Origin of the sequence: Plantactinospora sp. B6F1 (assembly GCF_040120695.1) — a bacterium.
GTDB lineage: Bacteria > Actinomycetota > Actinomycetes > Mycobacteriales > Micromonosporaceae > Plantactinospora.
Genome location: NZ_JBEEAC010000034.1, coordinates 40,775 through 67,737 on the forward strand (window position 1 = coordinate 40,775; position 26,963 = coordinate 67,737).

The window sequence follows — 26,963 nt, forward strand, 5'->3', positions numbered from 1 at the left end:
CCTCCCGGCGGTCGCACGGGGCGGGACACCTCCGCGGCGCCGGGCCCGGATGGCGTTCCAGGACGCGGCCCGGGCCGACGGTCAGGCGGTTTACCCGTCGTCGTTCTGCCGCGCGCCGAGTTCGTCGGTGACCAGCAGGTCGCGGCGGAACTGGCCGGTTCGGTAGGCCGCGCGGCCCACCATGTGCGCGGCGACGGGCGCGGTGGCGAGTTGAAACGCGCCGACGAGCACCAGCGTGGTGACGTCGACGACGGTGCCCAGCCGCAGCGCCGTGCCGGTCAGGATGAGCAGCAGTCCGAGCACCTGCGGCTTGGTCGCCGCGTGCATCCGGGAGAGCAGGTCGGGGAAGCGCAGCAGGCCGAGGCCTGCCGCCAGGCTCAGCAGGGCGCCGCAGAGCAGGCATGCGGCGGCGAGGACGTCGACGACGCCGGCCGCGGTCATCGCTGCCCCGCGGGACCGGGCTGCCCGTCGGCCGGCCCCTCCTCACGCTCGAGTGTCGGCCCGGCGACGGGCGACGCCGGGTCGACGAACCGGCCGACGGCGATCGAGGCGATCGGACCGAGCAGGGCCAGCCCGAGCAGGATCGGCAGTCCGGTCGCGTCACGGGTGTACGCCGCCTCGGTGGCGATCGCGCCGACGGCGATGGCGAGCAGTACGTCGTTGGCCACGATGCGGTCCAGTGTGGACGGGCCCCGCACGATTCGGAGCAGCGCCAGGCCGAATCCGGCGGCCAGCAGCACCGCGACGACATAAGCGACGACGGTCATCGGTGACCTCTCTCGTTGGTGATCTGCTTGAGTTCGGCGGCGGAGCCGATGGCACGCACGATCCGGGCCTCCAGGGCGTAGACCTCGCGGCGGAACTCCTCGACGGCGTTCCGGTCGCGGACGTCGAAGACGTGGATGTAGAGCACCCCGGCGGCGCGGTCGGTGTCGACGATGATGCTGCCGGGAATCAGCGAGACGGCCTCCCCACACAGGGTGAGGTTCAGGTCGGAGCGGACGGTCAACCGCACGGCGATCACCGCGCTGTACGGCCGGTACCGGAACCGGACCGCGGTCCACGCCAGGTGGGCGCTGGCCACCACCAGGTCGAGGAGGAACCTGGCGGCGAACCGCAGCAGCCCCAGCACCCGTGGCCGTCCGGCGAAGGTCACCGGCGGCAGTGGGAAGACGGTGATGACGACGGCGGAGACCACGAGCCCGCCGAAGAACGTCGCCCAGGAGAACACGCCCCAGAGCAGCATCCACAGCACGGTCAGCCCGCCGACGGCGATGAGTCGGTCGCGGATGCGGCGGTCCGGGCGGACGGCGGTCACGGCGCACCTCCGGGGAACACGGCCCGCACGTAGGGGTGGCGGGCCAGCAGGTCGCCCGCTGCCGTGTCGGTGAGTTCGTACAGCGGCCCCGCGATCAGCGTCAGCGCGACGCCGGCGGCGACCAGCGCGGCGGTCGCGGCCACCATCATCCGCGGCGTACTCCGGGGCGGGGCGCTGGCGGAGGTGCCGACCGGGGACCGCCAGAACGCCAGGTTCCACACCCGGCCGATCGCGTAGAGGGTGAGCAGGCTGGTCAGCATCGCCCCGGCAACCAGGACGTAGGCCAGCGGCCTGCCGTCCTGGATGCCGGCGCGTACCAGCCCCAGCTTGCCGAGGAAGCCGGAGAACGGGGGTATGCCGGCGAGGTTGAACGCCGGGATGAAGAACAGCACGCCCAGCAGCGGAGTGGTCCGGGCCAACCCGCCGAGCTGGTCGACGGCGGTGGTGCCGCCACGTCGTTCGATCAGCCCGGCGACGAGGAACAGCGTCGTGAGGATCACGATGTGGTGGACGGTGTAGAAGACCGCCGCCGCGATGCCGGCCCGGGAGGCCAGCCCGACCCCGAACAGGAGGTACCCGATGTGGCTGACCAGGGTGAACGAGAGCATCCGTTTGATGTCGGACTGGGCGACGGCACCGAGGATGCCGACCACCAGGGTCGCCAGTGCGGCGACCGTCAGCACGTCGGCCACTCGTCCACCGGGGAACAGCAGGGTCTCGGTGCGGATGATGGCGTAGACACCGACCTTGGTGAGCAGACCGGCGAACACGGCGGTGACCGGGGCAGGAGCGGTCGGATAGCTGTCCGGCAGCCAGGCCGACAGCGGGAAGACCGCCGCCTTGATGCCGAAGGCCAGCAGCAGGATCCCCTGTAGGAGCAGTCGCACGCTGTCGGGCAGCGCATCGAGCCGCGACACCAGCTGGGCCAGGTTGAGGGTGCCGGTGGCGGCGTACACCAGCCCGATGCCGGCGAGGAAGATGACCGACGAGAGCAGGCTCACCACGACGTACGTGGTGCCGGCCCGGACCCGGGTCTCGGTGCCGCCGAGGGTGATCAGCACGTAGCTGGCGGCCAGCAGGATCTCGAAGCCGACGTAGAGGTTGAACAGGTCGCCGGAGAGGAACGCGTTGGTGATGCCGGCGGTGAGGATCAGGTACGTGGGGTGGTAGATGGCCAGCGGCGCCGCTCGCTCGCCGTCCGCCACACCCTGCCCGATCGAATAGACCAGTACGCAGAGTGTCACCGCGGCGGAGACCACCAGCATCAACGCGGCGAGTTGGTCGGCGACCAACACGATGCCGACCGGAGCCGGCCAGCCGCCCACCGGAGCGACCAGTGGCCCCGACCGGGAGAGCACCAGCAGCGCCACCGCAGCCGCCAGGGTGGCGGTCAGGACGCCGACACTGACCACCCGCTGGATCCGGGGGCGCCGGAACATCAGCAGCGTCACCGCCGCGCCGAGCAGCGGCATCACCACCGGCAGCGGTACCAGCCAGGTCACGGGTGCACCGCCCGGGTCACGTCACGGTCGGCGTCGTCGGCATCGGCGTCGGCGTCGGCGGCGTCCGATCCCTCGTCGCGTTCGGCCATCGCCATGATCCGACGGTCCTCGATGTCGTCCTGCACCTCGTCGTGGCCGACCAGCCGCCAGCTGCGGTAGGCGAGGGCGAGCAGGAACGCCGTCATCCCGAGCGTGATGACGATGGCGGTCAGGATCATGGCCTGCGGAAGCGGATCGGTCATCTCACCGGGCGCGGCGGCGCCGACGATCGGCGGGTCCCCCGGCATGGCGGTGGACAGAATCAACACGTTGGCGCCGTTGCCGAGCAGGATCACGCCCAGCAGTACCCGGGTCAGCGTACGTTCCAGCAGCAGCGTCACCCCGGCGGCGAACAACACGCCGACGGCGACCAGCATGATCAGGCTCACCTTCACGCCATCTCCTCCGTCTGCTCGGCTTTCCGGTCGGCGTCCTGATGTCGGTCCACTTCGGCACCGAGGCTGCGCAGCACGTCGAGGACCAGTCCCACGACGATCAGATAGACGCCGATGTCGAAGAGCGTCGAGGTGACCACGTGCGTGTGCCCGAGCAGCGGCAGGTGGAAGTCGAGTATCGCGCTCTGCAGGACCTGCCCACCCAGCACCATGGCGCCGACACCGGTGCCCACGGCGACGAAGAGGCCCGCGCCGAGCACCGCACCGGCGTCGACCGGGGCGGCGGTCGAGAGTTCGTGCCGCCCGCCGGCCAGGTAGCGCAGCACCAGCGCCAGCGCCGCGACCAGGCCGCCGGTGAACCCGCCGCCGGGGGTGTTGTGTCCGGTGAACAACAGGTACACCGACAGCAGCACGATCGCGTGGAACAGCAGCCGGGTGATCACCTCGAGCATCGTGGAGCGGCGGCCGGCGGCCACGGTGTGACCGGCCATGAGCCAGACCGGTTCGCCGTCCGGTGGCTTCGGCGGCAGGCTACCGGGTCCACGCCGGTGCAGTCGCCTGGCCCGCCGGAAGATCAGACTCGCCACGCCGGTGGCCACCGCGACCAGGACCGAGACCTCACCCATCGTGTCCCAGGCCCGGATGTCGACCAGGATGACATTGACGATGTTGCGACCGCCCCCGAACGACACCGCCAGCTCGGGAAAGTCGACCGAGACCGGGATCGCGGTTCGGGCCCCGACGGCGACGTACGCCATGGCGGCCATCACCGTGCCGACGGCGGTGCCGACGGCGACCCTGAGCCATCTGGTCCGGACCTCTGGCCGCTCGGAGAAGTGGGTGGGCAGCCGGCGGAGCACCAGGACCAGCATCACCATCGTGACCGTCTCGACCAGGAACTGGGTCAGCGCCAGGTCGGGTGCGCCGTACAGCAGGAACAGGCCGGCGATGGCATAGCCGGTGACCCCGACCAGGATGACCGCGGTCAGCCGACGGCGGGCAGCCGTGGCGACCACCGCCGCGACGACCAGCACCGCGACCGGCAGCGCGTGCAGCGGTGCCTCCCACAGCTGGACCGGCTCCCCGAACGGCCTGCCCACCGCGAGTACCGTGCCGGCCGCGGCGATCAGCACCAGCAGGATGACACCCAGGTAGAACGGCAGCGACCCGCGCTGGGTGGCGCCGGTCACCTCCACCGCGGTCCGGTCCACCACGGCCATCAACCGGTCGTAGCCGGAGGATGCGGGAACGTCGCCGACGCGCGCCGGCCGACGACCGGTCGGCACCCCGGCCCGGAACAGCAGCGCACCCAGCACGAGCACCAGCAGGGAGAGGCCGAGCGCGACACCCGGCCCGTGCCACAGCCCCAGGTGGTACACCGGCCCGGTGGCCGCGAAACGGTCGGCGTACGGCGAAAGCAGGCGGTCCACCAGCGGTGCGGCGATCCCGGCGGCAACGCCGGTCAGCGCGATCAGCATGGGCGCGGCCAGCAGCGCCGACACCACCCTCCGGTCCACCTTCGTCGCGGCGCCGACGCCGGGGTCCGCGCCGGGCACGGCGGCCTTGCTCGCGAAGGCGCCCCACATGAACCGCAGCGTGTACGCCACGGTGAGCACGGTGCCGGCGACGACACCGGCCAGCACCACCCGGCCGGTGACCCCGGCGTCGAACAGGGCCACGAAGATCGCCTCTTTGCCGACGAAGCCGATCATCGGCGGTATCCCGGCCATCGACGCCGCGGCCAGTCCGGCGGCCACGGCGAGCGCGGGTGCCCGCCGGCCGAGACCGCTGAGCCGGCGCAGGTCCCGGGTGCCGGTCGCCCGGTCCACGATCCCGACCACGAGGAAGAGCGCCGCCTTGAACAACGCGTGCGCCAGCAGCATCGCGGCACCGGCCACCGCCACATCCCGCCCGCCGGCACCGAGTACGGCGATCAGCAGGCCGAGCTGGCTCACCGTCCCGTAGGCCAACAGCAACTTCAGGTCGTACTGCCGCAGCGCCACCCAGCCGCCGTAGAGCATCGTGGCGACGCCGGCGCCGAGCACCACGACCCGCCACGTCGTCGCCGCCGGACCGCCGGCGACGGTGACCGCCGGTGCGAGCTGCGCGACCAGGAAGACTCCCGCCTTGACCATCGCGGCCGCGTGCAGGTAGGCGCTGACCGGGGTCGGTGCCGCCATCGCCGCCGGCAGCCAGAAACTGAACGGGAAGACCGCCGACTTGGACAACGCCCCGAGCAGGATCAACACGATCGCCGTGGCCAGGTACCAGCCGCCCGGCAGCGAGTCGGCCACCTCCGACCACCGGTAGCTGCCGGCGTGCTCGCCGAGCATGACGATGCCGACCAGCATCGCCAGGCCACCGGCGGTCGTCACGACCAGCGCCTGCAGCGCGGCCCGCCGGCTCGGTCGGTTGGTCACCGAGTGCCCGATCAACAGGTACGAGCAGACGGTGGTCAGCTCCCAGAACACGTACAGCAGGAGCAGGTCGTCGCTGACGACCAGGCCCAGCATCGTTCCCGCGAAGGCGACGAAGACACCGGCGAACCGGCCCAGGTCCGGCTCGTCCGCGTCGAAGTACTGCGCGCAGTACACCAGGACCAGCGCGCCGATCCCGCCGACGAGCAGCACCATCAGCCACGACAGCGTGTCCACCCGCAGCGCCAGCGACATACCGATCGGGCGTACCCAGGGATGGGTCCACTCGACCGCGCCTGTCCCGAGGACCTCGTTGGTGTGCGCGGCGGCCCAGGCGGCGGCGGCGAGCGGCGCCCCGGCCAGCAGGTAGAACGCCCGCGGACCGAGCCACCGCACCAGCGGCGGCGCCGCGACAGCGACCGCCAGGTGCGCCAGCAGAACGATCAGCACGTGGCGGCCAGCAGATCCCGCAACTGGGCAAGCCCGTCGTCGTGCCCGACGGCCACCACGACATCGTCGGCCCGGAAGACGAAGTCCGGGCCCGGCGAGGCGGTGATCTCCTCCCCACGCAGCACCGCCACGATCGAGGCTCCGGTACGGGTCCGCGCCCGGGTGTCCCCGAGCGGGCGGTTCACGTACGTCGACCCGGACCGGATGCGGATCCGTACCGCCTGCACCCCACCCAACGGCTCGATCAGGTCCGCGACGTGATCCATGGTGACCTTGGCGTGCAGAACGTCCGCCACCGAGCGGGCCTCGTTCGGCCGCAACGTCACGTCGGCGATCGCCCGCTCCGGCTCGGCCCGGTCGTAGAGCACGAGAACGTGCCGACCGTCGAGGTGTGACACGATTCCCAGGCGGTTACCCTCCCATGTGGTCAGTACATGAGAGATCCCCACGCCGGGCAGACCGGTACGTTCCATCGTCATGGGCACTCCTGTCCAGGATCGGATGCGGCAGCCCGGCCGGACCGCCTCGTGCTCGGGCGGGGTGGTACCCCGTGTGGCCTGCGTCCAACCGGTCGGGCCGGTGGCGAGCCCGTCACGAGACGGCCCCACGCGGATCTTCGGTCGCGCGAGCAGAGTGGCAGCGTCTCCCGGGCAGGTCGCATGGCCTGGCGCCGGCACGAACGCACCGCTGACGAATCCGAACTGCCGGCGCAGATCAAGCCTAGCCCGCCGACGCGCCGGTGCCATCGGGCGACACAGGCAATCAAGGTCCTGCTTCGTTTCCAGGTACGGGCAACGCCGGGCCGACCGGGCACCCGGGGCCGGCCGTGCCGCCCTCCGCGTGCCACGACCCGGGTCAGGTTGCCGGCCGCCGGCATCCGGCGCCGCCGATGTCGTCCCGCGCCGCCCCTCGGCGTTCGATCGGCACCCGGTGACGCTGGAGTCATGCACCCTCATCGTCCGCCGGCCCGCGCCCGCCAGCACACCGGCCGGCCGCCCGCCCCGCACAGCGGGCGGCGACCGAACCGGAGCCGCCGGCCCGGCTGGCTGCTGCTGGCGGTGGCCGTGTCGGCCATCCTGGCGGGCATGCGGACGGGACACGGCTTCGTACTGGCCGCCGGGCTCGCGCTCGGCCCGGTTGCCCTGCACCTGATATCCGGCGGCGGGACGGTGGCGGACCGGGGTGAGCGGTCGCCGTGCCGCCCGTGAGCGGACGCCACGCGCCCGCCGTGCCGGTACGGTCGGGTACCGGACGTACGATCGGCAGGTGGGGATGTCCCGAGAGGTTCGGCTGATCCGGGTCTACGACACCCCGTCACCGGATGACGGTTCGCGGGTGCTGGTGGACCGGGTGTGGCCGCGCGGTGTGACCAAGGCCACCGCCCGACTCGACGAGTGGCTCACCGATGTCGCGCCCTCCACAGAGCTACGACGGTGGTACGGCCACCGCCCGGACCGGTTCGGCGAGTTCCGGGACCGCTACCTCGCCGAGCTGCGGGAGCCGCCCCGGGCGGCCGCCCTCGACCGGCTCGACGCGCTGTGTCGGCGCGGACCGGTCACGCTGCTGACGGCGACCAGGGACGTCGCACACAGCCACGCGGCGGTGCTGACCGAGCTGCTACGGCACCCCGGGTAGCACCGCCACCCTTCCCGCTTCGCGACTACCAGTTGGCCGGTGGGTCGCTGGCCGGGAAGGACTGCGCTCCCCACTCGTCGACGATGTCGGCGGGGAACCAGTCTGCGGAGTCGGTGTGTGCCGCTCCCGCCTCTTGGCCGAGCTGCCGCGCCGGCTCGACGGCGCTGTCGGGCAGGGTCCGGATCTGTGGTGTCGCCGCAGCGCCCACTGGTCGGCCGGTCATATCCGCGCCTTCGATCCGCCGCGGTCGCCGTACTCGGACATGTTGTCGTCCAATCCCGGACGCCGGAACGGATGCGGTCCGTTGATAGGTAGCGGCTGTGTCACCCCGTTCCGGATGACCTCGTCCGGCCGGTCGTACCCCTTGAGCAGGTCGCTGCGGGTCACGACGCCCAGCAACCGGCTCCGGTCGTCGACGACCAGCAGCCGGCCGACCTCCCGACGGTGCATCAACCGGCCTGCGGCGGCCAGGGACGCGGGGGGTGCGACGGTGACCGGAGGGGCAGTCATCACGTCCACCGCCGCCCTCTTCGGCCAGCGCAGCCGAGAGAGCCGCGCCGCCCACCAGCGGCCCCCGGTCTCGGTGCCGACCTCGGCGGTCTCCACCGTGTCGCGCAGGTCGGTCCACGACACCACGCCGGTGACAGTGTCGAACCGGTCGACGACCGGGACCGCGCTGATCTGTCGTTCCGTCAGCACGGCCGCGATCTGCGTCACCGGCGCATCATCGTGCACCGTTATCACGTCCGTCGTCATCACATCGCGTACCCGCCACCGCATGTGCTCCTCCTGTCCGTGGGTGGATCAGGCACCGCAAGCGGTACCTGCATCGAGAGTCCGTGCCGGCGGCGTCGCTCGCCGTGGCCCGCGACCCGTTACCCGCGTCGGACGGTGCTCGGACGAGGGGGCATCCGGGGCATCGTACGCGGCGGGCGAAACGGCGCAACGGTCACGAACCAACCCAGCACACCCACGATCACGACCATAAGTACCAGGTCGAGCACGCCGTACCCGACGGCCAACATTCCCGCCAGAACCGCTGCGACACCGGCCGCGAGCATCAGGGCGAATCGAGACCTCCAACCCACGAGCAACTCCTTCAGGTCACGCCGGGGCGGCAGCCAGGGTCACGGCGGGCGGCAGCCGTTAGCGTCGCCCCCTTCCATGCGCCTTGGTCCGGTCCGGTACCGTGTCACCACGGGGCCGGTCCGGCACCGTGCCTCCATAATCGCCTGGCCGCACCGGCTCCGGACAGGGTCGCGTCGCGCAGACAGGGTCGGGGCCAGACTGCCGAGGGCCGGCAAGGTCGACGACGGTGCGGGTTGGCGGCTCCAGCACACCTCGTCGTTCCGGCACCCGCGCAAAGGCCGCCCCGTCACGGCGGGTCCGTCGGCTTACGGCCCAGGATAAGCCAGTACCGGGGGCTGCCGTCGCGGTACCGGCCCAGGGCGGTCAGGGCGACGGCCGCCGCGGTGAAGCCAGCCGCCGTCAGGTCGTCGCGGATCGCGGGCAGCCGGCTGGTGCGGTAGTACATCACGAACGGGGGCCGCCACACGGCGTTGCGGACTCGCATCACCAGGTCGAATCCGAGCGTGGTCCAGTACGAGACCGAGGCCGGCGGCGGCGGCGCGCCGACCGCAATCGCGAAGAGCCCATCGGGTCGCAGCGCGCGGTACACCCCCTCGAACACCACGGATCGTTCGGTGGGCAGGAAGTGGCCGAGTGCTCCGGAGCTGACCGCGAGGTCGAACCCCGCAGCGAAGGGCAGGGCTCGGGCGTCGGCCCGCACCCAGGTGGCCTCCGGGTGCGCGCCGCGTGCCTGGGCGAGCATGCCGGCGCTGAAGTCGACGCCCGTGACCCGTCCTCGGCACAGGGACCTGAGCACGAAGATGCCCGCGCCGGTCCCGCAGCACACGTCCAGCCCGTGCTGGAACGGCCCGAGTTCGGTTAGCGTGCGGGCGGTCTCGTCGAGAATCTCCTGCGAGGTGCGAAAGGGCGTGTGGTCGAACTTCGGAGCGAGCAGATCGTAGCCGCGCTCGACCGAGGAGAGCGCCTGGACGCAGAGTTCACGCAGGGACGGGCCTTGCGGCGAGAACACCGGTCGAGGGTACCTCCTGGGCGGCGTCGCTGCCGGACGAGCGAAAGGCGGCGTCGTACCGGCCGGCGGCACCGCCGCAGGTCAGCCCGGCCGGGAGTCGTCGGCCCGGGGGTCTGGCCGGGAGCCCTGCCCGGCGCGGGCGACGACGTCGGGGTTCCGTAGCGGCCGGTCCGGGTCTACTTCGGTGCCGATCAGCACCGTCCGTGCCGGGTCGCCGGCGGAGAAGAGCGTTCCCTCGTGCTGGACCGCGGCCGCGCCCCAGGTCACCGCGGTGCGTAGCGCGGCCTCGCCCGTCCCGCCGCCGTGCAGGAAGCCGGCCAGGGCGGCGTCACCGGCGCCGACGGCGTTGACCACCCGGGTCACCGGCACCTCGGCGTGCCGTACCCCGGCGGCGTCGACCAGCAGTGCGCCGTCGGCACCGAGGCTGGCCAGCACCGCGCCGGCACCGCGGCGGCGCACCTGGAGCGCCGCGTCGCGCACGTCGCCGAACGTCCGCAGCGCCCGGCCGACCAGCTCGGCCAGCTCGGAGGTGTTCGGTTTGACCAGGTCCGGACGGCCGGCGAGGCTGGCCCGCAGCGGCTCGCCGGAGGTGTCCACCGCGACCCGGACACCGCGGGACCGGGCCGCCTCGGCCAGCCTGGCGTACAGGTCCGGCGGTACGCCCCCGGGCAGGCTGCCGCAGCAGGCCAGCCAGGTGACGTCGGCGAGGTCGTCCAGGACGGCCCGTACCAGCGCCTCGGTCTCCCCCGCGCCCAGCGCGGGACCGGGCTCGTTCACCTTCGTGACCGTGCCGTCCGGCTCGACCAGGCTGATGTTGCTGCGGATCTCGCCCCGCACCGGCACCTCCCGGACGGGCAGTCCGGCCACCCGGAGCATCTGGGAGAGCTGGGCGCCGACCGCACCGCCGACCGGCAGGACGGCGGTGGCCGGCCGGCCGTGGCGGTGCAGGGCCAGCGCGACGTTGACGCCCTTGCCGCTCGGCTCGTTCCAGCCACGACGGCTGCGGATCACCGCTCCCCGGGTCAGCGCGTCGACGACAACCGTGCGGTCGACGCTCGGGTTCGGGGTCAGGGTGAGAATCACCTGCCGGCGTCCGGGAAGTCGTGCACGCTGGCGTACACCCCGGCCGCGAGGCCGGCCAGCAGAGCGGCACCCCGCGCACCGGCCTCGACGACCGGGGAACGGCGTACCGGGCCGAGACGGCGGGCCTTGACCGCCATCAGTGCCTCGCTGCGTGACCAGCCGCCGACGGCGACGAGGTCGCGGTGGCCCCCGCTGTACGCCGTCATCGCGTCGTGGATGACGCCGATCTCCTCGGTGACCGCCTCCAGTGCCGCCCGCCAGATCTCCGCCGGCTCGGCGGCCTCCCCCGCCGGTACGACCACCGAGCGCCCCTCCTCGGTGATCCGCACCCCGACCCGGTCCGGCTCGGCCTGCCCGGCGAGGGTGTCGAGTCGGGGCAGGTCGGCACGGTCCAGGCCGAGCCCGGCCAGCACCCGTTGCAGCACCAGTCCTCCGGTGGTGGCGCCGAGCAGGCACCAGCGGCCGGCCAGCGCGTGCCACCCGACGGTGACCCCGGCGGCGACCAGCCCGGCGACGGTCTCCGGGGCCAGGGCCGGCGGGACCGACCGGACCAGCGCCTCCGCCGTACCGCAGGAGTCCAGTTCGTCGCCGGGGCGTACCGCGCCGGCGCCGATCGCGGCGACCTGGTGGTCGTGACCGCAGACGGTGAGGGTGGCCCCGGTCAGCCGGGTGGGTCCGGTGCCCGCCTCGACGGTGCCGAGCGCGGTTCCGGCGGTCACCACCTCGGGCATCAGCGAGGCGTGCGCCCCCGACCAATCCAACGCCTCGGGCCACCATTGCCGGCCGTCGAGGCGCAGCCAGCCGGTCCGGGACGCGAGGGACTGCTCGGCGACCTCGGCACCGCCGAGCCGACGGACCACCCACTCGGCGACGTTGAGCCGGCGTACGGCGGTCCGGGTCTCCGGATGATGGTTGCGCAGCCAGCGGTGCTTGGTGAGCGCCCACTGGTGCCGCAGCGGCAGCCCGGTGGTGCGAGCGAACGTCTCCGGGCCGATCCGGGCGCGCAGGTCGGCCAGTTCCGTCTCGTCCCTGGTGTCGTGCCAGGCGACGACCGGGCCGACCGGCCTGCCGGAGCGGTCCAGCAGCACGCCGGACTCGCCCATGCTCGCCACGCCGAGTCCGGCGACCGGGCCGGGTGGGGCGGCGGCCAACGCGCCGGCCAGGGCCTCGACGGCGGAGCTGAGCAGGGCGGTCGCGTCGAGTTCGGCGCCGGTCCGGGTGGGTTTCCAGGGCGTGGTCGCGGACGACTGGGACAGCGGCTCGCCCGTGTCGGTGAAGACCACGGCCTTGCTGGCCGTGGTGCCGACGTCGAGGCCGACGAGCAGTGCAGCGGCCACCTCGTCACCTCCGCTGTGCTGCGGTGCCATCCGCTTGTCCGATGCCGGGCACACTTGCTTTCCGTCGGGGGAGCTGTCAAGAGTCACCCAACACGTTGCACCTTCTGGAAACGGAGTACCAGATGCCCCTCACCGCCACCGGCCGACTCGTCGACGGGGCGCGTGCCGCCGGTACGGCAATCGCCGCCTTCAACGTGATCACCCTGGAGCACGCCGAGGCGATCGTCGCCGGTGCCGAGCAGGCCGGCCGCGCGGTGATCCTCCAGATCAGCGAGAACGCCGTCCGATTCCACCACGGTCGACTCGCCCCGATCGCCGCCGCCGTTACCGCGGTCGCCGAACTCGCCGCCGTGCCGGTGGCGGTGCACCTCGACCACGTCCAGAGCCGGGACCTGCTCCACGCGGCCGAGGGGACCGGGATCAGCTCGGTGATGTTCGACGCGTCGAGGCTCGACTACGCCGACAACGTCAGTGCCACCGCGGCGGCGGCCGGTTGGGCGCACGCGCGCGGGCTGTGGCTGGAGGCGGAGCTGGGTGAGGTCGGCGGCAAGGACGGGGCGCACGCCCCCGGGGTACGCACCGATCCGGCCGAGGCGGCCGAGTTCGTCGCCGCGACCGGGGTCGACGCGCTGGCGGTGGCGGTGGGCAGCTCCCACGCGATGACCGACCGGACCGCCGCGCTCGACTTCGCGCTCATCGGCCGGCTTCGAGAGAAGCTGCCCGTGCCGCTGGTGCTGCACGGCTCCTCCGGCGTCCCCGACGACGATCTGGTCCGGGCCGTGCGGGCCGGGATCGTGAAGGTCAACGTCGGCACCATCCTGAACGTCGCCTTCACCGAGGCGGTCCGGGCCGAGTTGGCCGCCACGCCGATCGTCGACCCGCGGAAGTACCTGGCGCCGGCGCGGGACGCCGTCGCCCGGACCGTCGCCCACCTGGTCGGCACGCTCGGCTGAGCGACGGACCAGGTTCGAGCCCACCTCGACTCCACGGGAGGACGCGCCTACCCCGGGAGGGCCAACACCGAGTCTGCATCACCGAGTCGGGCACCCCGGGGTCGGGCATCACGGGGTCGGGCACCACCGACGTCGGGCATCACGGACGAGAGTTGCTACTCCCGGCCACTTCTAACGTATAGCGCACCCCGGGGCTTGCCGCAAGATCCGGGGTGTGCTGCAGAATCGCTGGTCGAAGCCGGGATGCGCGGGAAACGGGGGCGCCAGATGCGGGGTGACGGTGCCGGCGATCGGGCCACCCGCGAGCGCCCCGGCGAAGCGACACCGGCACGGGCTGTCTGACAGCGCCCGGCCCGTAGCGCCACCCACCGACCGGCCCCTGGTGGACACCGTCTGCCCGGGAGGGCCTCGCCGCACTCGACCTCACCTGGGAGCCAAGACATGGATCACCCGACCAGCGCCGTGTTCGACCTGCCCGACAACCTCGCGGCCAAGGCCGATCCGGCACTGATCGCCGACGACGACCGGCACTTCGCGGCGATGGCGGAGAGCCTGGAGCAGACGTACGCCGACCTGTCCGCCCGGCTCGACGCCGTGCGCCTGGCGCCCGCCGGCAAGGGCCGGCAGGCGGTGGACCGGGACCAGGAGGTCCGCCGGTTGACCACACGGCTGCGTACGCTCCGTCGGTTCAGCCTGGACCTGTGCCTCGGCCGCATGGTCGGCGCGGACGACGCCGAGCCGGTCTACGTCGGGCGGCTCGGCCTGACCGACAGCACCGGCCGCCGGCTGCTGGTCGACTGGCGCTCCCCCGCGGCCGCACCGTTCTTCGGGGCGACCCACGCCAATCCGATGGGCCTGGCCAGTCGGCGCCGGTACCGCTGGACGGGCGGCCGGATCACCGACTACTGGGACGAGGTGTTCAGTCCGGACGGTCTCGACGGGCACGCCGCGCTCGACGACCAGTCCGCCTTCATCGCCAGCCTGGGTGGCAACCGGTCGGCCCGGATGCGGGACGTACTCGGCACCATCCAGGCCGACCAGGACGCGATCATCCGGGCCGGATCCCGAGGTGCGCTCGTCGTGGACGGCGGTCCGGGCACCGGCAAGACCGTCGTCGCCCTGCACCGCACCGCGTACCTGCTCTATTCCGATCCCCGCCTCGGTGACCGGCGCGGCGGTGTGCTCTTCGTCGGCCCGCACGAGCCGTATCTGGCGTACGTCGCCGACGTGCTGCCCAGCCTCGGCGAGGAGGACGTCCGGACCTGCACACTGCGGGACCTCGTCCCCGAGGGCGTCACGGCGGTCGCCGAGACCGATCCGGAGGTCGCCGCGCTGAAGTCGTCCGCGGAGATGGTCACGGCGATCGAGGCGGCGGTGCGGTTCTACGAGGAGCCGCCCGCGAGCGGGATGACGATCGCGACCGAGTGGTCCGACCTCCGGCTGGGCCCCGACGACTGGGCAGCGGCGTTCGACGCACCGGATCCGGGTACGCCGCACAACGAGGCGCGCGAGCAGATCTGGGACACCCTGCTCACGATCCTGCTGGAGAAGTACGACGGTGACGAACCGGAGGCCCGGTTCCGGACGTCGATGGAGCGGAACCGGGAGCTACGCGAGGTCCTGCATCGTGCGTGGCCGCTGCTCGACGCCGCCGACCTCGTCGGCGACCTCTGGTCGGTCCCCGCCTACCTGCACAGATGCGCGCCCTGGCTCAGTTCGGACGAGATCCGCAAGCTACAGCGTCCGGACGCCCGGACCTGGACGGTGGCGGATCTACCGCTCCTGGACGCCGCGCGGCAGCGGCTCGGCGAGGCGAGAAACTCCGAGCGTCGACGCCGGCACGACGCGGCCGTCTCGGTCGGGCGCGAGCAGATGGCCCGGGTCGTGGACGACCTGATCGCCTCCGCCGCACACGATGACGGCGAGGGCCTGATGACCATGCTGCGCCAGGGGGACCTGCGGGACGTCCTGGCCGACGGCGTCGCGCCGCCGTCCGCCGACGATTCCGACCCGTACGCCGGGCCGTTCGCGCACATCGTCGTGGACGAGGCCCAGGAACTCACCGACGCGGAGTGGCAGATGCTGCTGCTGCGCTGCCCGTCGCGCAGCCTCACCATCGTCGGTGACCGCGCCCAGGCCCGGCGCGGGTTCACCGAGTCGTGGCAGGAGCGCCTCCGCCGAATCGGGCTCGACCGGATCGAGGTGGCCTCGCTGAACATCAACTACCGGACGCCGGAGGAGGTCATGGCGGAGGCCGAACCGGTCATCCGGGCCGTGCTCCCGGACGCCAACGTGCCGACCTCGATCCGCAACAGCGGCATCCCGGTCGGGCACGGCTCCGTCGGGGAGCTGGCCTCGATCCTGGACGGCTGGCTCGCCGCGCACGCCGAGGGGATCGCCTGCGTCATCGGCGCCCCGACGGCCCAGATCGCTCCGGCGGCGCACGCGACGCCCCGGGTCCGGTCGCTGACCCCGGAGCTGTCCAAGGGTCTCGAATTCGACCTGGTCGTCCTCGTCGATCCGGAGAGTTTCGGCGACGGCGTCGAGGGAGCGGTCGACCGCTACGTCGCGATGACCCGGGCGACCCGGCAACTCGTCATCCTGACCGCGTGACGGGCGCTACGAAGGCGCAGTTTGGCGCGTTGCAGGTGGCGTATTGCGACACTAAGATCAACTTGATACTATGTGGAAATGACTATCCGAGAACCGAGCTACTACACGCTCGCCTCGCTCATGGACGGCCCACTGCACGGCTATGCGATCATCAAACGCGCGGAGGAGCTTTCCGGCGGCCGGGTGCGCATGGCGGCCGGCACCCTCTACGCGGCACTCGACCGGCTCAGCGCCGAAGGCCTTCTCCGCGTCGTCGACGAGGAAGTCGTCAACGGACGGGCCCGGCGCTACTACGAGCTGACGGACGAGGGTGCCGCGACGCTCCGCGCCGAAGCCGATCGGATGCTCCGGGCCGCGCGCGTCGTCACCGAGGCACCGGCACTGCGCCGGTGGGCGGTGGGGCCGGCATGAGCCAACAGGCACTCGAGGCGCGGTACCGTCTGCTGTTGTGGGCCTACCCGGGGCCCTACCGGCGCGATCGCGGTGCCGAGATGATCGGCACGCTCATGGAGGCCGCCGGGGCCGACCAGCGCCGCCCCACCCTCCGGGAGGCGACGGTCCTGGTCCTGCACGGCCTGCGGTACCGCCTCGGGCCGCACCGGGCGGGCTCGACCGGCGGGCCTCTCCTCGGGGCGCTCCGGCTGGCCGTGCTCCTGCTGCTGGCGTACGCCACGGCGGGCAGCCTGACGCAGACCGGCAGGCTCCTCGTCGAGGTGGTCACCGACCGCGCCCTGGACTATCCGACCCAGCTGATCCATCCACTGGCGACCGTCGTCGCCGCCTCGGCCCTGATCGCGGTGGCCGGCGGGCGGTACACGCTGGGCCTGCTGGCGACGCTCGGCGCGCTCGCCGCAACGCTGACCGTCCTGCACCTCAGCCTCGTCGGCGTTACCACAACCGGGGCGCGACACTATCCACCGCTCGAGTTCACCCGCTACTTCGCGATGACCGAGTCGACGGTCTGGCCGCTTCCACTCGCCGTACTGTTGATCATTCCGTTGATCCGCCGGCCGGTGCCGGGGGCGCGGCGACCCGCTGCCTGGCTGCTGTCCGTGCCGATCGCGGTGGTTCTGCTGCCCACCGACTACGACGTGACGATCGGTTTGCAACCGGGGGCCACCGTCGTCCTGATGGCGGGCTCCCTGCTCTGGGTTGCCGTCGACGCCCGGGCCACGATCGCGGCCGGAGTGCTGCTCATCCCGCTGATCGCCGCCATGCTGGCGCTCTATTCCGTCGGCGCCTGGGGTCAGCCCGAGACTCTCGGGGGCCGATGGTTCTGGACGCTCGTCGTCGGAGCCGCTGCCCTACTGACCGCCGGCACCCTCGTCATCCGCCGCCAGGCCCGCGTCTAGGAGTTCCGGAGCGTAGGAGTTCCGGAGCGTAGGAGTTCCGGAGCTACCAGCTACCCAGGCTTCGCGGCGCTTGGCCTGCCGTCTTCGGTGCGTACCGCTCCGGTCTCCGCTGAGCCCGGAGCGGCCTCCGCGACCTCACGTCGACGGTCCGACCCGGGTGCCCCTGCGGATCGCTCGGTCATCCAAACCCACCTCCGATCGACTCCGGCTGCCCAGCATCGGCGGCGGCAATCCACGCCGGCGCAGGCCGCGGCGGTGATCGTCGGCCAGCGGGTGGGGCCGGCACGGACCACGAGAGGTCCCGGTGTCGGGCACCGGTAACTCCTGCATCAAGATCGAGCCGGGACGATGCCACCAGGATCAATGCGTTGGTACTGTGCGGCAGTGCCTCCCCCGCCAGTCGCCGTACCTCCCCGGACCGGCACGACCGCAGGTCCCCCCGCAGCCACGGGTGGCAGCCCACGACGTGAAGCCTCGCTCTCCTGGCTGCTGTTACTGCCCTCGGTCGCGGTCTTCGCGCTGTTCGTCTTCTGGCCGCTCGCCCGCACGTTCTATCTCTCCGTCCATGGCAACGACATCTTCGGTGCGCCGAGTGCCTACGTCGGTCTCGAGCACTACGCCGAGATGCTGTCCGGCGAGTTCGGCGAGGTGCTGGCCACGACGGCGTTGTTCACGCTGATCAGCGTGCTACCCGCGGTGATCGGCGCGCTCGTCGTGGTGTTGCTGCTGGAGGCGCGGCTGCGCGGCGTACGGGTGCTGCGGACCGCCTTCGCCCTCCCGTTCGCGTTCTCCGTGGCGACCGCGTCGGTGGTCTTCGCGGTCATCTACAACCCGGCGATCGGGATCGCGAACGGCCTGCTCGGGGCGTTCGGGATCGACCGGGTCAACTGGCTCACAGATCCGTCCATCGCGCTGCCCGCCGTCGGCCTGGCCACGGTCTGGATGAACCTGGGTTACAACGTCCTGGTGCTCTCCGCCGGGGTGGCGGCGATCCCGCCCGAGGTGGTGGAGGCGGCTCGGCTCGACGGCGCCACCGGCTGGCGGCTGGCCACCGGCATCACCGTTCCGCTGCTCTCCCCGCAGCTGTTCTTCCTGGTCGTGGTCTCCACGATCCACGCGTTGCAGAGCTTCGGTCAGATCCACATCCTGACCAAGGGCGGCCCGGACGACGCGACCACCACCCTGGTCTACTCGATCTACGAGCGGGCGTTCGCGTTCGGGTCGTCCGACTTCGGCGGGGCGAGCGCCCAGGCCGTGGTACTGCTGGTGATCATGTTGATCTGCACGGCGGTCCAGTTCGGCATCCTGGAGCGGCGGGTGCACTACCGATGAGAAGACCGAACCCGGGCCGGATCCTCGTCTACGTCGTCCTCGGGCTGGCCCTGATCCCGGTGCTCTTCCCGGTCTACTACGCGTTCGCCGGCGCCGTGATGGGCCCCGGTGACCTGGCCAGCTATCCCCCGTCACTGGTGCCGAGCGCCCTGCACTGGGCGAACTTCGGCGACGTCTTCCGGTCGGTTCCACTGGGCCGGTTCTACGTCAACTCCGCGGTGCAGGCCGGCGTCATCACCCTCGCCCAGGTGGTGACCAGCATCCTGGCCGCGTACGCCTTCGCGTTCCTGCGGATGCCGGCGAAGGCCGCGACCTTCGGTCTCTTCCTGGCCACCCTGATGGTGCCGTGGGAAGCGATCATCATTCCCAACTACCTGGCGATCTCGGACTGGGGACTGGCCCGGGGCGGGTTGACCTACCTCGGGCTGGTCCTGCCCTTCCTCGCCTCGGCGTTCGGCACCTTCCTGCTGCGCCAGGCGTTCCTGCAGTTCCCGACCGAGCTGCGGGACGCGGCGGTGATCGACGGTTGCGGTCACTGGCGGTTGTTGTGGCGGGTGATCGTACCGCTGTCCAAGCCGTCGATCGCCGCGGTCGGCGTCTACGTCTTCCTCTCCGCGTGGAACCAGTACTTCTGGCCGTTGATCCTGGTCCGGGACGCCGAGTTCCAGACCCTGCAGATCGGTATCTCCCAGCTCAACGACGCCGAGGCGGCCCAACCCGGGCTGATCCTGGCGGGCGTAGCGCTCTCCCTGCTCCCCACGTTGGCCGTGGTCGTCTTCGGCCAGCGGTACATCGTCCGCGGACTCACCGCCGGCGCACTGCGATAACCCCTGGCAAGGACCATCGAACCTCTCAAAAGGAGTAGAAATGGCAAGTTCGCGGCTACGCCGGACGGGTGTGGTGGCCGTCGCCCTGCTCGTCGCCACCGCGCTGGTCGGCGGGTGCGGCTCCGGCTCTGACGAGGGCGGCTCGGCCGAGGCTCTGGAGGCACCGGGTCCCGAGGTGCTCGACAGCGCCGAGGGCAGGACGACCATCGAGTTCTGGCATGCCATGAAGGGTGCGAACGCCGCCGCGGTCGACAAGCTGGTCGCCGACTTCAACGCCCAGAGCGGCGGCAAGGTCGAGGTCAAACCGGTCTTCCAGGGCAACTACGACGAGACGATCGCCAAGTACAAGGCGTCGGTGCAGCAGAAGAGCACCCCGGCGCTGATCCAGATCTACGACATCGGCAGCCGGTTCATGGTGGACTCCCGGCAGGTCGTCCCGATGTACAGGTTCATCGAGAAGGACGGCTTCGACACCGCCGAGATCGAGCCGAACATCGCCAGCTACTACTCGGTCGAGGGCAAGCTCTGGTCGATGCCGTTCAACTCCTCGACCCCGCTGCTCTACCTGAACAAGGAGGCCTTCGAGCGGGCCCGGCTCGACCCGACCAAGCCACCGAAGACCCTCGCCGAGATCGGGGAGCTGGCCAAGCAGCTCACCGTCAAGGACAACAGCGGCAGGACCACCCAGTACGGCTTCGGTGCCGCGATCTACGGCTGGCTGCTCGAACAACTCCTCGCCACCGACGGCAAGGAGTACTGCGACAACGGCAACGGGCGCGAGAAGCTCGCGACGAAGGTCCAGTTCGACCAGCCCACCGGTGTGCAGGTGGCGCAGTGGTGGGCTGACCTGGTGCGCAACGGGTACGCCACGAACACCGGCCGGAAGACCGACGACGCCCAGGCGGCGTTCAAGGCCGGTACCGTCGCGATGCACCTCGAATCCACAAGTGTGCTGCGCGGGTACGTCGACGCCGCCAAGGGCAGGTTCACCGTCCTCACCGCGCCGTACCCGAAGGTGACCGACGCGTCGACCGGCGGGCCGATCATCGGCGGTGCCTCGCTCTGGATCAACGGCGTCGGCCACAGCGACGCCGAGAAGCGGGGAGCCTGGGAGTTCGTCAAGTTCGCCTCCAGCGCCGCCCAGCAGGCCCAGTGGCACACCGGCACCGGCTACGTACCGATCAACCCGAAGGCTCTGGAGGAGCAGATCGACAAGGACTGGGTAGCCCAGTACCCCCAGTTCCGGACCGCCGTCGACCAGCTGCACGCTCTCCCGCCGTCGGTCGCGTCCGCCGGCTGCCTGCTCGGGGTGATGCCGCAGGCGCGCAAGGCCGCCGAGGACGGCCTGGAAGCCGCGATCGTCGGCGCCAAGCCGGCCGAACAGGCGCTGAAGGACGCCGCGGCGAGCGTCCAGCCGGAGATCGAGAGTTACAACAAGTCGGTCGGCTGAGCCCACCGACGGCCGGTGCCGGTGCCGGCGGGCGGCCGGGGTGAGGTCCAACAGTTCTTGACTTGATGGACGGTGGCGGTGAAGGATTCTTTCAGAGTCCCCGCCGGCCGCCACCTCACCCCGGCGTTCGTTCCTTCCACCGCCGTCCCGCACCGGAAGGCCAGAGATGACACTCAACCGTCGCTCGTTCCTCGGCAGGGTGGCCGCGGTCGGTGCGGCCTCGGCGATCCTGCCGACGCTCGCGCTTCCCGGCACCGCCCAGGCCGCCACCTGGAAGAAGCGTCTGACCGGCGCCGACCTGGACACCAACAGCCGGTGGCGGGTGGCCGGCACCGACCTGGGCATCCCGTACGTGCTGGAGAACGGCTCCATCGGCTACCTCTTCGGCGACACCTTCAACACGCCCTGGCCGGAAGGCCCGCCGTTGCCGAACGACTGGCGCTCCCCGGTCATGTTGCGCTCCAACGTCCATCCCGGCGCGGCCGGCGGCGTCGTCTTCGACAGCGCGGCCCGGGTCGCCGGCAACGGCCGGGCCCCGGAGCTGATGCACAACGGCCACAACGGGATCGGCATCGACGGCCTCTGGGAGGTCACCGTGATCCCCAACGACGGGATCAGCTTCCCGGAGACCGGACGGCAACTGATCTCCTACATGAGCATCGAGAACTGGAACGCACCACACTGGCGGACCCGCTACGCCGGCCTCGCCTACTCCGACAACGGCAACGACTTCGTCCGTACCCCGCTGAAGTGGTGGAACAACGGCAGCAACACCGACCCGTTCCAGATGTGGACGATGCAGCGCGACGGCGACTGGGTGTACGTCTTCTCCGTGCGGTCCGGACGGCAGGACGGACCGATGATGCTGCGCCGGGTCCGCTGGGACCGGATGTTCTACCCCGAGTCGTACGAGGGCTGGGGCTGGAACGGCAGCAACTGGGGCTGGGGCCGTCCGTGCTCGCCGATCCTGAACGGTCGCTTCGGGGAGCCGTCGGTACGCCGACTGGCCGACGGTACCTGGGTGATGGCCTACCTCAACTGCGCCACCGGCTGCATCGTCACCCGTACCGCCAGCGGCCCCGACCGGGTCTGGACCGCCGAGAAGGTGCAGGTCTACCCGTGGCAGGAGCCCGCGCTGTACGGCGGCTTCATCCATCCCTGGTCCAGTCGGAACCCGAACGACCTGCACCTCATGGTCTCCAAGTGGACCCGGGGACCGGACGGCAGGAGCACCGCGTATCACGTGAGCCAGTTCGTGGGTACGGCCTGACCGGCACCTCCTCGACACCGGCCGTGCACCGGCCGCGGCGTCACCCGCCAGGTTCACCAGCGGTCGCGTCCCGGGGCGGGCAGGCTCCATCACCGACGCGGACGAGCGTCCCGAGGTGGCCCCGGACGTCCGCCGCCTCCGGCATGTCGAACTCGGTGTAGATGGCGTGGGCCCGCTCGTAATGGCTTCGCGCCGCGTCGGGGTCGCCGAGGGCCCGGTGCGAGTGGCCGATGCCGGTGTGGGCCCGGGCCGCCTGGTGCCCGGTGCCGGTCTCGCTGGCGATGGCGAGTGCCTCCGCGTGCTGGGCCAGCGCCTCGGCGGGCCGGCCGGCGAGTAGGGCGGCCTCACCGAGCCCGTTGAGCGAACGTGCCTGGGCGCCGCGCACACCGATCCGGCGGAAGAGCTCGAGTGCCTGCTGGAAGTACGCGGTCCCCGACCCCGGGTCGTCGAGACGCAGCGAGAGCACACCGAGCGTGTCCAGGGTGTGTGCCTCCACGATGGGGGTGTTCAGCTCGCGAAGCATGGCCAGGGACTCCCGTAGGTGCTCCGCGGCTCGCGCATATCCGCCCTGCCGTAGCTCGATGGCGCCGAGGTTGGTCAGCGCCGTCGCCTCGAAGGCCCGGGCGCCCATCTCCCGGAACCTCGCCAGCGCCCGCCGCTGGTGCTCGCCGGCATCCGCATAGCGGCCCAGCCGCTGCTCGAAGACGCCGAGGTTGTTCAGCGCCAGCGCTTCGCCGAGCCGGTCACCGGCCCGACGGGACACCGTGATAGCCCGCAGCAGGAGCTCGATCGCGTCCTGGTTCCTGCCCTGGTGGAAACGGGCGACGCCGAGCCCGATCAGCGTCAACGCCTGACCGACGAGGTCGCCGCGCCGCTGGAACCGGGCCAGCGCCTTCTGATGGTGCTCGACGGCCAGTTCGTACCGGCTCATCCGGGTGTAGGCCGCGCCGAGCTGTCGCAGCACGTGTGCCTCGCCGCCGAGGTCACCCACCCGCTCCGCGGCACGCTGGGCATGACCGTTGAGGGAGATCGCTTCGGTGAGGTGGGCGTCGATGAGGTAGCGGTGCACGATCCGGGCGAGCTCGACCGGGTAGTCAGACCTGCCGGAGGCGGCGGCGTGTGCGGCCACGGCCACCAGGTTGAACCGCTCCCTGTCCAACCAGGAGCGGGCGGAGCCCGCGGCGGCCAGGTCCGGTACCGGGGCGCTCGACGCGACCCTTCCGGGCCGGTGGTGCGCCTCGGCCGGGTGCAGAACGTCCATCGCGGACACCGCGGCGTTGCGGTAGTGGTCGAACAGCCGTCGCTGGGCGTCCAGGCGCTGCCGGTCGGTAAGCTCGGCGGTGGCCAACCCACTGGCGTACGCGCGCAGCAGGTCGTGGATGCCGTACCGGTCGCGGCTGGTCCGGTGCACCAGGTGGGCCCGGGCGAGCGCGGTGAGGCTCCGGCGCGTCCGGTCGAGGTCGGTGCCGGCCAGCGCCGCGACCGCGTACGGGTCCAGGTCGGCACCGGGATGCAGGCCCAGCACCCGGAACGTGTCGGCGGCGTCCGGCGGCAGGTGTTGGATCGACCAGGAGAAGACCTCCCGCACCGCGGCGTACGGGTCACCGCCGGCGTCGAGCAGGTCCAGCCGGGACCGCCGGTCGGTCAACTCCGCAGCCAGCTCGGCGAGCGTGCTGTGCGGCCGGGACACCGCCAGCTCGGCGGCGACCCGCAGCGCCAGGGGCAGCCGAGCACACTGCTCGGCCAGCACGGCGGTGGCCACCGGCTCGGCCTCGGCGCGGGCGCCGACCAACCGGCGCAGCAGACCGACCGCCTCGGCGGGCGCGAGCAGGTCCAGGTCGAGGCGGTGCGCGCCGTCCACGACGACCAGCCCCGCCAGGCTGTCCCGACTGGTCACCACCACCAGGCAGGAGCCCGTGCCGGGCAACAGCATGCGCACCTGCGCCACGGTGGCGGCGTTGTCCAACAGGATCAGCATGCGACGCCCGGCCACCTCGCTGCGGTACCGGGCGGCCCGCTCCTTCGGATTGAGCGGGATGTCCTGGCCGGTCACCCCGAGCGCGGTCAGGAAGCACGCCAGCGCCTCGGCGGCCGGCATCGGCTGTTCCGGGTCGTAGCCCCGCAGGTTCACGTACAGCTGGCCGTCCGGGAACCGATCGGCCACCCGGTGGGCCCAATGCACCGCCAGGGCGGTCTTGCCGACTCCGGCGGTGCCGCCGATGGCCGCGATCACCACCGCGTTCGGCGCCTGGTCGCCGGTGCTGGCCGCGAGCAGCGTGTCCAGCCGCCGCAGGCTGGCCGTGCGTCCGGTGAAGTTGGTCACGTCGGCCGGCAGCTGCGCGGGGCGTTGCGCCCGGCGCGGCGGCTCCGACCGGCGTTCACCCGGCGGAGCCGACGATCCGGGTACCGCGCCGAGCGGCGCAGCTGGGCCGGCCGCCCCGACGGCGGTGGTTGGGCCCAACGTCGGGTCGTGGCGCAGAATCCGCTCGTGCAGCTCGCGCAACGTCGGCCCGGGATCGCTGCCCACCTCGTCGACCAGCCGTCCGTGTAGCAGCCGGAACTGCGCCAGCGCGTCGGCCTGCCGACCAGCGGCGTAGAGGCTGAGCATCAACTGCCCGGCCAGCCGTTCGTCGAGCGGATGCGCTTGCACGGCGGCCGACAGCTCGGGAATCAACCGGGCATACTCGCCCCGGCGCAGCAGCACATCGTTGCGGTCCAACATGGCCGCCAACCGCTCCCGCTCCAGTCCCGCCGCGACCGCGCGCAGCCAGTCACTGTCCACATCGGCGAACGGCGTGCCGCGCCACAGCGTCAGGGCATCGGACCACAGGTCCACGGCCTCCTCGTCCCGGGCCGACCTGGCCCCGCTGGCGAGGATCCGGAAGTGATGCAGATCCACCGCCGCCGGATCCACGTCGAGCACATAGCCGTGGGCCTGCCGGACCAGCACCGGTCCACTCGCCTCGCCCAGCACCGTACGCAGCCGGGACAGGTACGTGTGCAACGTCTCCCGGGCCCGTCGCGGCGGGCGCTCCCCCCACACCCGGTCGACCAACTGCTCGGGTGAGACCACGACTCCGGGTTCCACCAGCAACGTGGCCAGTACCGTGCGCTGCCGGGCCGGACCCAGGATCACCGGCCCATCCGCCCCGTGCGCCACCACCGGCCCCAACACGCTGAACCGCAACCGCGTCCTCCCTCCGCCCCCCTGGCACCGCGGGTGGGTATCGGCCCCAACAGTAGGTCACCGATGCCGCGACAGATCGCCGACGCCGTCCCCACCCCGCGACACGGCTCGCGCGCTGTCACCTTCGAGGGCCGAAACGGTTACATCGGACATGGCTATAGACACATCCGCCCCGATCACGACCAGGGCGTACCATTCAACGATTAGGACATTGCCCCTAGTCAATACACAAGATCGATGCTATGAATTTGGTGGGCCGCGTCGTCTCCACCTCCGACAGCACCGGCCTCGCGACCCACCAGGGCAACGCCGCCTCCACCGTTCAGGCATCAATGTCGTTTGGAGAGAAGTAGATGAGCGAATCTCGTTATGCTTGGCTGCGGGCCCGATGGTGGCGTTCAGCGAGAACTGCCGTCGCCACGGCGACGACATCCGCCGGAATCGCCGTCCTCGCCATTGGACTCGCGGCCGGCACGGCGGCCGCAGGCGTGAGTCCGGCCGAACGCGGTTCGCCGAACGCCGCGTCCGCCGCCCCGACGCTGTCCAGCGTCGCCGCCGGCAACGGACACACCTGTGCGGTCGGCACCGACGGTTCACTGTGGTGCTGGGGCGGCAACACCAGCGGACAGCTGGGCAACGGCACCACCACGAACCAGGGCACCCCGCTACGGATCGGCACCGCCAGCACCTGGGCCAGTATCGACGCCGGCACCAGCTACAACTGTGCGGTGCAGACCGACGGAACGCTGTGGTGCTGGGGCAACAACCGCAGGAGCCAACTCGGCGACGGCACCACCACGAACCGGACGACGCCGGTCCAGGTCGGCACCGCGACCACCTGGGCGGCGGTCAGCACCGCCGACAGTCACACCTGCGCGATCCGGACCGACGGCACCCTGTGGTGCTGGGGCTTCAACCGCAACGGCCAGTTGGGGATCAACAGCTCCCTCCAGATCGCGGCCACCCCGGTGCAGGTTGGCACGGCGACCAACTGGACGAGCGTCACGACCGGCTTCGCGCACACCTGCGCGCTGCGTGCCGACAGCACCCTGTGGTGCTGGGGCGACAGTTCGATGGGCCAGCTCGGCATCGGCACCCTGAGCTACCGGTCGACGCCGACGCAGGTCGGCACCGGGACCACCTGGACCGGCGTGGCAGCCGGGTACGTCCACACCTGCGCGGTACGCGCGGACCAGACCCTGTGGTGCTGGGGTGAGAACGGGTACGGGCAGCTCGGCGTCGCCGGCGCCCACCGGACCTCACCGATCCAGGTTGGCGGCACCGCCTGGACGGCGGTCAGCGCGAGTCTCGACTCGACGTGTGCGGTCCGCACCGACGGCAGCCTCTGGTGCTGGGGCAACAACTGGGCAGGCCAGCTGGGCGACGGCAGCACCACCCACCGGTCCGCCCCCACCCGGGTCGGCAACGCCACCACCTGGACCAGCGACCTGGTCATCACCTATCACAGCTGCGCCGTCCGCACCGACGGCAGCCTCTGGTGCTGGGGCAACAACTGGACGGGACAGCTCGGCGACGGCACCATCACCAACCGGTCGACCCCGGCACAGGTAACCCTGCCGAGCTGACCACAACCACCGGATTTCGGACCTCACCCTGGTCGCCGCAATGCGGCTGACCAGGAGGTCGACCTCCCGTCGGGCCGGCCGCCACACCGCGCGCGGGGCGACCGGGGGTACGCGCCCGG

At 71.7% G+C, this 26,963-nt stretch carries 24 protein-coding genes; 11 read left to right on the forward strand and 13 right to left on the reverse strand.

The window, feature by feature from the left end; genetic code table 11:
- Positions 1-90 precede the first annotated feature (90 nt).
- The 7 genes from mnhG to ABNF97_RS28605 are packed head-to-tail and all read right to left on the reverse strand — an operon-like array spanning position 91 to position 6,600.
- A complete protein-coding gene (gene mnhG, locus ABNF97_RS28575; RefSeq protein WP_130464000.1) occupies positions 91-441 on the reverse strand; it encodes a monovalent cation/H(+) antiporter subunit G in 351 nt (116 codons plus the stop codon).
- Entirely contained in the window at positions 438-767 is a 330-nt protein-coding gene (locus ABNF97_RS28580) for a monovalent cation/H+ antiporter complex subunit F (RefSeq protein ID WP_130464001.1), read from the reverse strand. Before ABNF97_RS28580 ends, mnhG begins: the two co-directional genes overlap by 4 nt.
- Positions 764-1,318 carry a Na+/H+ antiporter subunit E gene (locus ABNF97_RS28585; RefSeq protein ID WP_349340433.1) on the reverse strand — a complete coding sequence of 185 codons (555 nt, stop codon included), beginning with the start codon at positions 1,316-1,318 and terminating at the stop codon, positions 764-766. Before ABNF97_RS28585 ends, ABNF97_RS28580 begins: the two co-directional genes overlap by 4 nt.
- Complete coding sequence (locus tag ABNF97_RS28590; RefSeq protein ID WP_130464003.1) at positions 1,315-2,820, reverse strand: Na+/H+ antiporter subunit D; 1,506 nt, start codon at positions 2,818-2,820, stop codon at positions 1,315-1,317. The genes ABNF97_RS28585 and ABNF97_RS28590 overlap by 4 nt, the downstream gene beginning before the upstream one ends.
- A complete protein-coding gene (locus tag ABNF97_RS28595) occupies positions 2,817-3,236 on the reverse strand; it encodes a Na(+)/H(+) antiporter subunit C (protein WP_349340446.1) in 420 nt (139 codons plus the stop codon). The genes ABNF97_RS28590 and ABNF97_RS28595 overlap by 4 nt, the downstream gene beginning before the upstream one ends.
- A gap of 14 nt (positions 3,237-3,250) precedes the next feature.
- Positions 3,251-6,121, reverse strand: coding sequence for a Na+/H+ antiporter subunit A (locus ABNF97_RS28600; RefSeq protein WP_349340434.1), 2,871 nt, complete (start codon positions 6,119-6,121; stop codon positions 3,251-3,253).
- Positions 6,115-6,600: a cation:proton antiporter regulatory subunit gene (locus tag ABNF97_RS28605; protein ID WP_130464005.1), complete on the reverse strand. Its 486-nt coding sequence runs from the start codon at positions 6,598-6,600 to the stop codon at positions 6,115-6,117. Before ABNF97_RS28605 ends, ABNF97_RS28600 begins: the two co-directional genes overlap by 7 nt.
- Before the next feature lie 465 nt (positions 6,601-7,065).
- Here ABNF97_RS28605 and ABNF97_RS28610 point away from each other — a divergent pair, with 465 nt between their 5' ends.
- Both ABNF97_RS28610 and ABNF97_RS28615 read left to right on the forward strand, forming a co-directional pair.
- Entirely contained in the window at positions 7,066-7,329 is a 264-nt protein-coding gene (locus tag ABNF97_RS28610) for a hypothetical protein (protein WP_130464006.1), read from the forward strand.
- Positions 7,330-7,393: 64 nt separating this feature from the next.
- Positions 7,394-7,756, forward strand: a complete 363-nt coding sequence (locus ABNF97_RS28615; RefSeq protein ID WP_130466173.1) for a DUF488 family protein, N3 subclade — start codon at positions 7,394-7,396, stop codon at positions 7,754-7,756.
- A 25-nt stretch (positions 7,757-7,781) separates the two neighbouring features.
- Here ABNF97_RS28615 and ABNF97_RS28620 read toward each other — a convergent pair whose 3' ends face one another.
- The 5 genes from ABNF97_RS28620 to ABNF97_RS28640 form a co-directional block, all read right to left on the reverse strand.
- Positions 7,782-7,979: a hypothetical protein gene (locus ABNF97_RS28620; protein WP_130464007.1), complete on the reverse strand. Its 198-nt coding sequence runs from the start codon at positions 7,977-7,979 to the stop codon at positions 7,782-7,784.
- Positions 7,976-8,536, reverse strand: a complete 561-nt coding sequence (locus ABNF97_RS28625; protein ID WP_349340435.1) for a CBS domain-containing protein — start codon at positions 8,534-8,536, stop codon at positions 7,976-7,978. Before ABNF97_RS28625 ends, ABNF97_RS28620 begins: the two co-directional genes overlap by 4 nt.
- Before the next feature lie 595 nt (positions 8,537-9,131).
- Positions 9,132-9,854, reverse strand: a complete 723-nt coding sequence (locus ABNF97_RS28630; protein ID WP_130464009.1) for a methyltransferase domain-containing protein — start codon at positions 9,852-9,854, stop codon at positions 9,132-9,134.
- A gap of 81 nt (positions 9,855-9,935) precedes the next feature.
- Positions 9,936-10,937, reverse strand: a complete 1,002-nt coding sequence (gene pfkB / locus ABNF97_RS28635; protein ID WP_349340436.1) for a 1-phosphofructokinase — start codon at positions 10,935-10,937, stop codon at positions 9,936-9,938.
- Positions 10,934-12,274, reverse strand: coding sequence for an FGGY family carbohydrate kinase (locus ABNF97_RS28640; RefSeq protein ID WP_165436821.1), 1,341 nt, complete (start codon positions 12,272-12,274; stop codon positions 10,934-10,936). Before ABNF97_RS28640 ends, pfkB begins: the two co-directional genes overlap by 4 nt.
- Before the next feature lie 122 nt (positions 12,275-12,396).
- On the opposite strand from ABNF97_RS28640, the gene ABNF97_RS28645 reads away from it, so the two are divergent.
- From ABNF97_RS28645 to ABNF97_RS28680, 8 genes are all read left to right on the forward strand, one after another.
- On the forward strand, positions 12,397-13,227 hold the full coding sequence (locus ABNF97_RS28645) for a class II fructose-bisphosphate aldolase (protein WP_349340437.1): 831 nt from the start codon (positions 12,397-12,399) through the stop codon (positions 13,225-13,227).
- Between the two features lie 441 nt (positions 13,228-13,668).
- Positions 13,669-15,840, forward strand: a complete 2,172-nt coding sequence (gene helR, locus ABNF97_RS28650; RefSeq protein WP_349340438.1) for an RNA polymerase recycling motor ATPase HelR — start codon at positions 13,669-13,671, stop codon at positions 15,838-15,840.
- 78 nt (positions 15,841-15,918) lie between these two features.
- Positions 15,919-16,251, forward strand: a complete 333-nt coding sequence (locus ABNF97_RS28655; protein WP_130464014.1) for a helix-turn-helix transcriptional regulator — start codon at positions 15,919-15,921, stop codon at positions 16,249-16,251.
- A gap of 80 nt (positions 16,252-16,331) precedes the next feature.
- On the forward strand, positions 16,332-17,192 hold the full coding sequence (locus ABNF97_RS28660; protein WP_349340439.1) for a hypothetical protein: 861 nt from the start codon (positions 16,332-16,334) through the stop codon (positions 17,190-17,192).
- A 384-nt stretch (positions 17,193-17,576) separates the two neighbouring features.
- On the forward strand, positions 17,577-18,524 hold the full coding sequence (locus tag ABNF97_RS28665) for an ABC transporter permease subunit (protein WP_207230591.1): 948 nt from the start codon (positions 17,577-17,579) through the stop codon (positions 18,522-18,524).
- Entirely contained in the window at positions 18,521-19,351 is an 831-nt protein-coding gene (locus tag ABNF97_RS28670) for an ABC transporter permease subunit (RefSeq protein ID WP_130464017.1), read from the forward strand. Before ABNF97_RS28665 ends, ABNF97_RS28670 begins: the two co-directional genes overlap by 4 nt.
- A 40-nt stretch (positions 19,352-19,391) precedes the next feature.
- A complete protein-coding gene (locus ABNF97_RS28675) occupies positions 19,392-20,801 on the forward strand; it encodes an ABC transporter substrate-binding protein (protein ID WP_349340440.1) in 1,410 nt (469 codons plus the stop codon).
- A gap of 166 nt (positions 20,802-20,967) precedes the next feature.
- Positions 20,968-22,071 (forward strand): glycoside hydrolase family 183 protein, encoded by a 1,104-nt coding sequence (locus tag ABNF97_RS28680; RefSeq protein WP_349340441.1) that lies wholly within the window; start codon positions 20,968-20,970, stop codon positions 22,069-22,071.
- A 40-nt stretch (positions 22,072-22,111) separates the two neighbouring features.
- On the opposite strand, the gene ABNF97_RS28685 is transcribed toward ABNF97_RS28680, so the two are convergent.
- Positions 22,112-25,258, reverse strand: coding sequence for an AfsR/SARP family transcriptional regulator (locus ABNF97_RS28685; protein WP_349340442.1), 3,147 nt, complete (start codon positions 25,256-25,258; stop codon positions 22,112-22,114).
- Between the two features lie 353 nt (positions 25,259-25,611).
- Here ABNF97_RS28685 and ABNF97_RS28690 point away from each other — a divergent pair, with 353 nt between their 5' ends.
- Complete coding sequence (locus ABNF97_RS28690) at positions 25,612-26,844, forward strand: RCC1 domain-containing protein (RefSeq protein ID WP_349340443.1); 1,233 nt, start codon at positions 25,612-25,614, stop codon at positions 26,842-26,844.
- The last annotated feature ends 119 nt before the right edge of the window (positions 26,845-26,963 follow it).

Bases quoted from the DNA above. Each gene is read 5' to 3' on its own strand.
- mnhG (WP_130464000.1), bottom strand. From the start codon at position 441: ATGACCGCGGCCGGCGTCGTCGACGTCCTCGCCGCCGCATGCCTGCTC.
- ABNF97_RS28580 (WP_130464001.1), bottom strand. From the start codon at position 767: ATGACCGTCGTCGCTTATGTCGTCGCGGTGCTGCTGGCCGCCGGATTC.
- ABNF97_RS28595 (WP_349340446.1), bottom strand. From the start codon at position 3,236: ATGCTGGTCGCCGTCGGCGTGTTGTTCGCCGCCGGGGTGACGCTGCTG.
- ABNF97_RS28605 (WP_130464005.1), bottom strand. From the start codon at position 6,600: ATGACGATGGAACGTACCGGTCTGCCCGGCGTGGGGATCTCTCATGTA.
- ABNF97_RS28610 (WP_130464006.1), top strand. From the start codon at position 7,066: ATGCACCCTCATCGTCCGCCGGCCCGCGCCCGCCAGCACACCGGCCGG.
- ABNF97_RS28615 (WP_130466173.1), top strand. From the start codon at position 7,394: ATGTCCCGAGAGGTTCGGCTGATCCGGGTCTACGACACCCCGTCACCG.
- ABNF97_RS28620 (WP_130464007.1), bottom strand. From the start codon at position 7,979: ATGACCGGCCGACCAGTGGGCGCTGCGGCGACACCACAGATCCGGACC.
- ABNF97_RS28625 (WP_349340435.1), bottom strand. From the start codon at position 8,536: ATGCGGTGGCGGGTACGCGATGTGATGACGACGGACGTGATAACGGTG.
- ABNF97_RS28645 (WP_349340437.1), top strand. From the start codon at position 12,397: ATGCCCCTCACCGCCACCGGCCGACTCGTCGACGGGGCGCGTGCCGCC.
- helR (WP_349340438.1), top strand. From the start codon at position 13,669: ATGGATCACCCGACCAGCGCCGTGTTCGACCTGCCCGACAACCTCGCG.
- ABNF97_RS28655 (WP_130464014.1), top strand. From the start codon at position 15,919: ATGACTATCCGAGAACCGAGCTACTACACGCTCGCCTCGCTCATGGAC.
- ABNF97_RS28660 (WP_349340439.1), top strand. From the start codon at position 16,332: ATGATCGGCACGCTCATGGAGGCCGCCGGGGCCGACCAGCGCCGCCCC.
- ABNF97_RS28670 (WP_130464017.1), top strand. From the start codon at position 18,521: ATGAGAAGACCGAACCCGGGCCGGATCCTCGTCTACGTCGTCCTCGGG.
- ABNF97_RS28675 (WP_349340440.1), top strand. From the start codon at position 19,392: ATGGCAAGTTCGCGGCTACGCCGGACGGGTGTGGTGGCCGTCGCCCTG.
- ABNF97_RS28680 (WP_349340441.1), top strand. From the start codon at position 20,968: ATGACACTCAACCGTCGCTCGTTCCTCGGCAGGGTGGCCGCGGTCGGT.
- ABNF97_RS28690 (WP_349340443.1), top strand. From the start codon at position 25,612: ATGAGCGAATCTCGTTATGCTTGGCTGCGGGCCCGATGGTGGCGTTCA.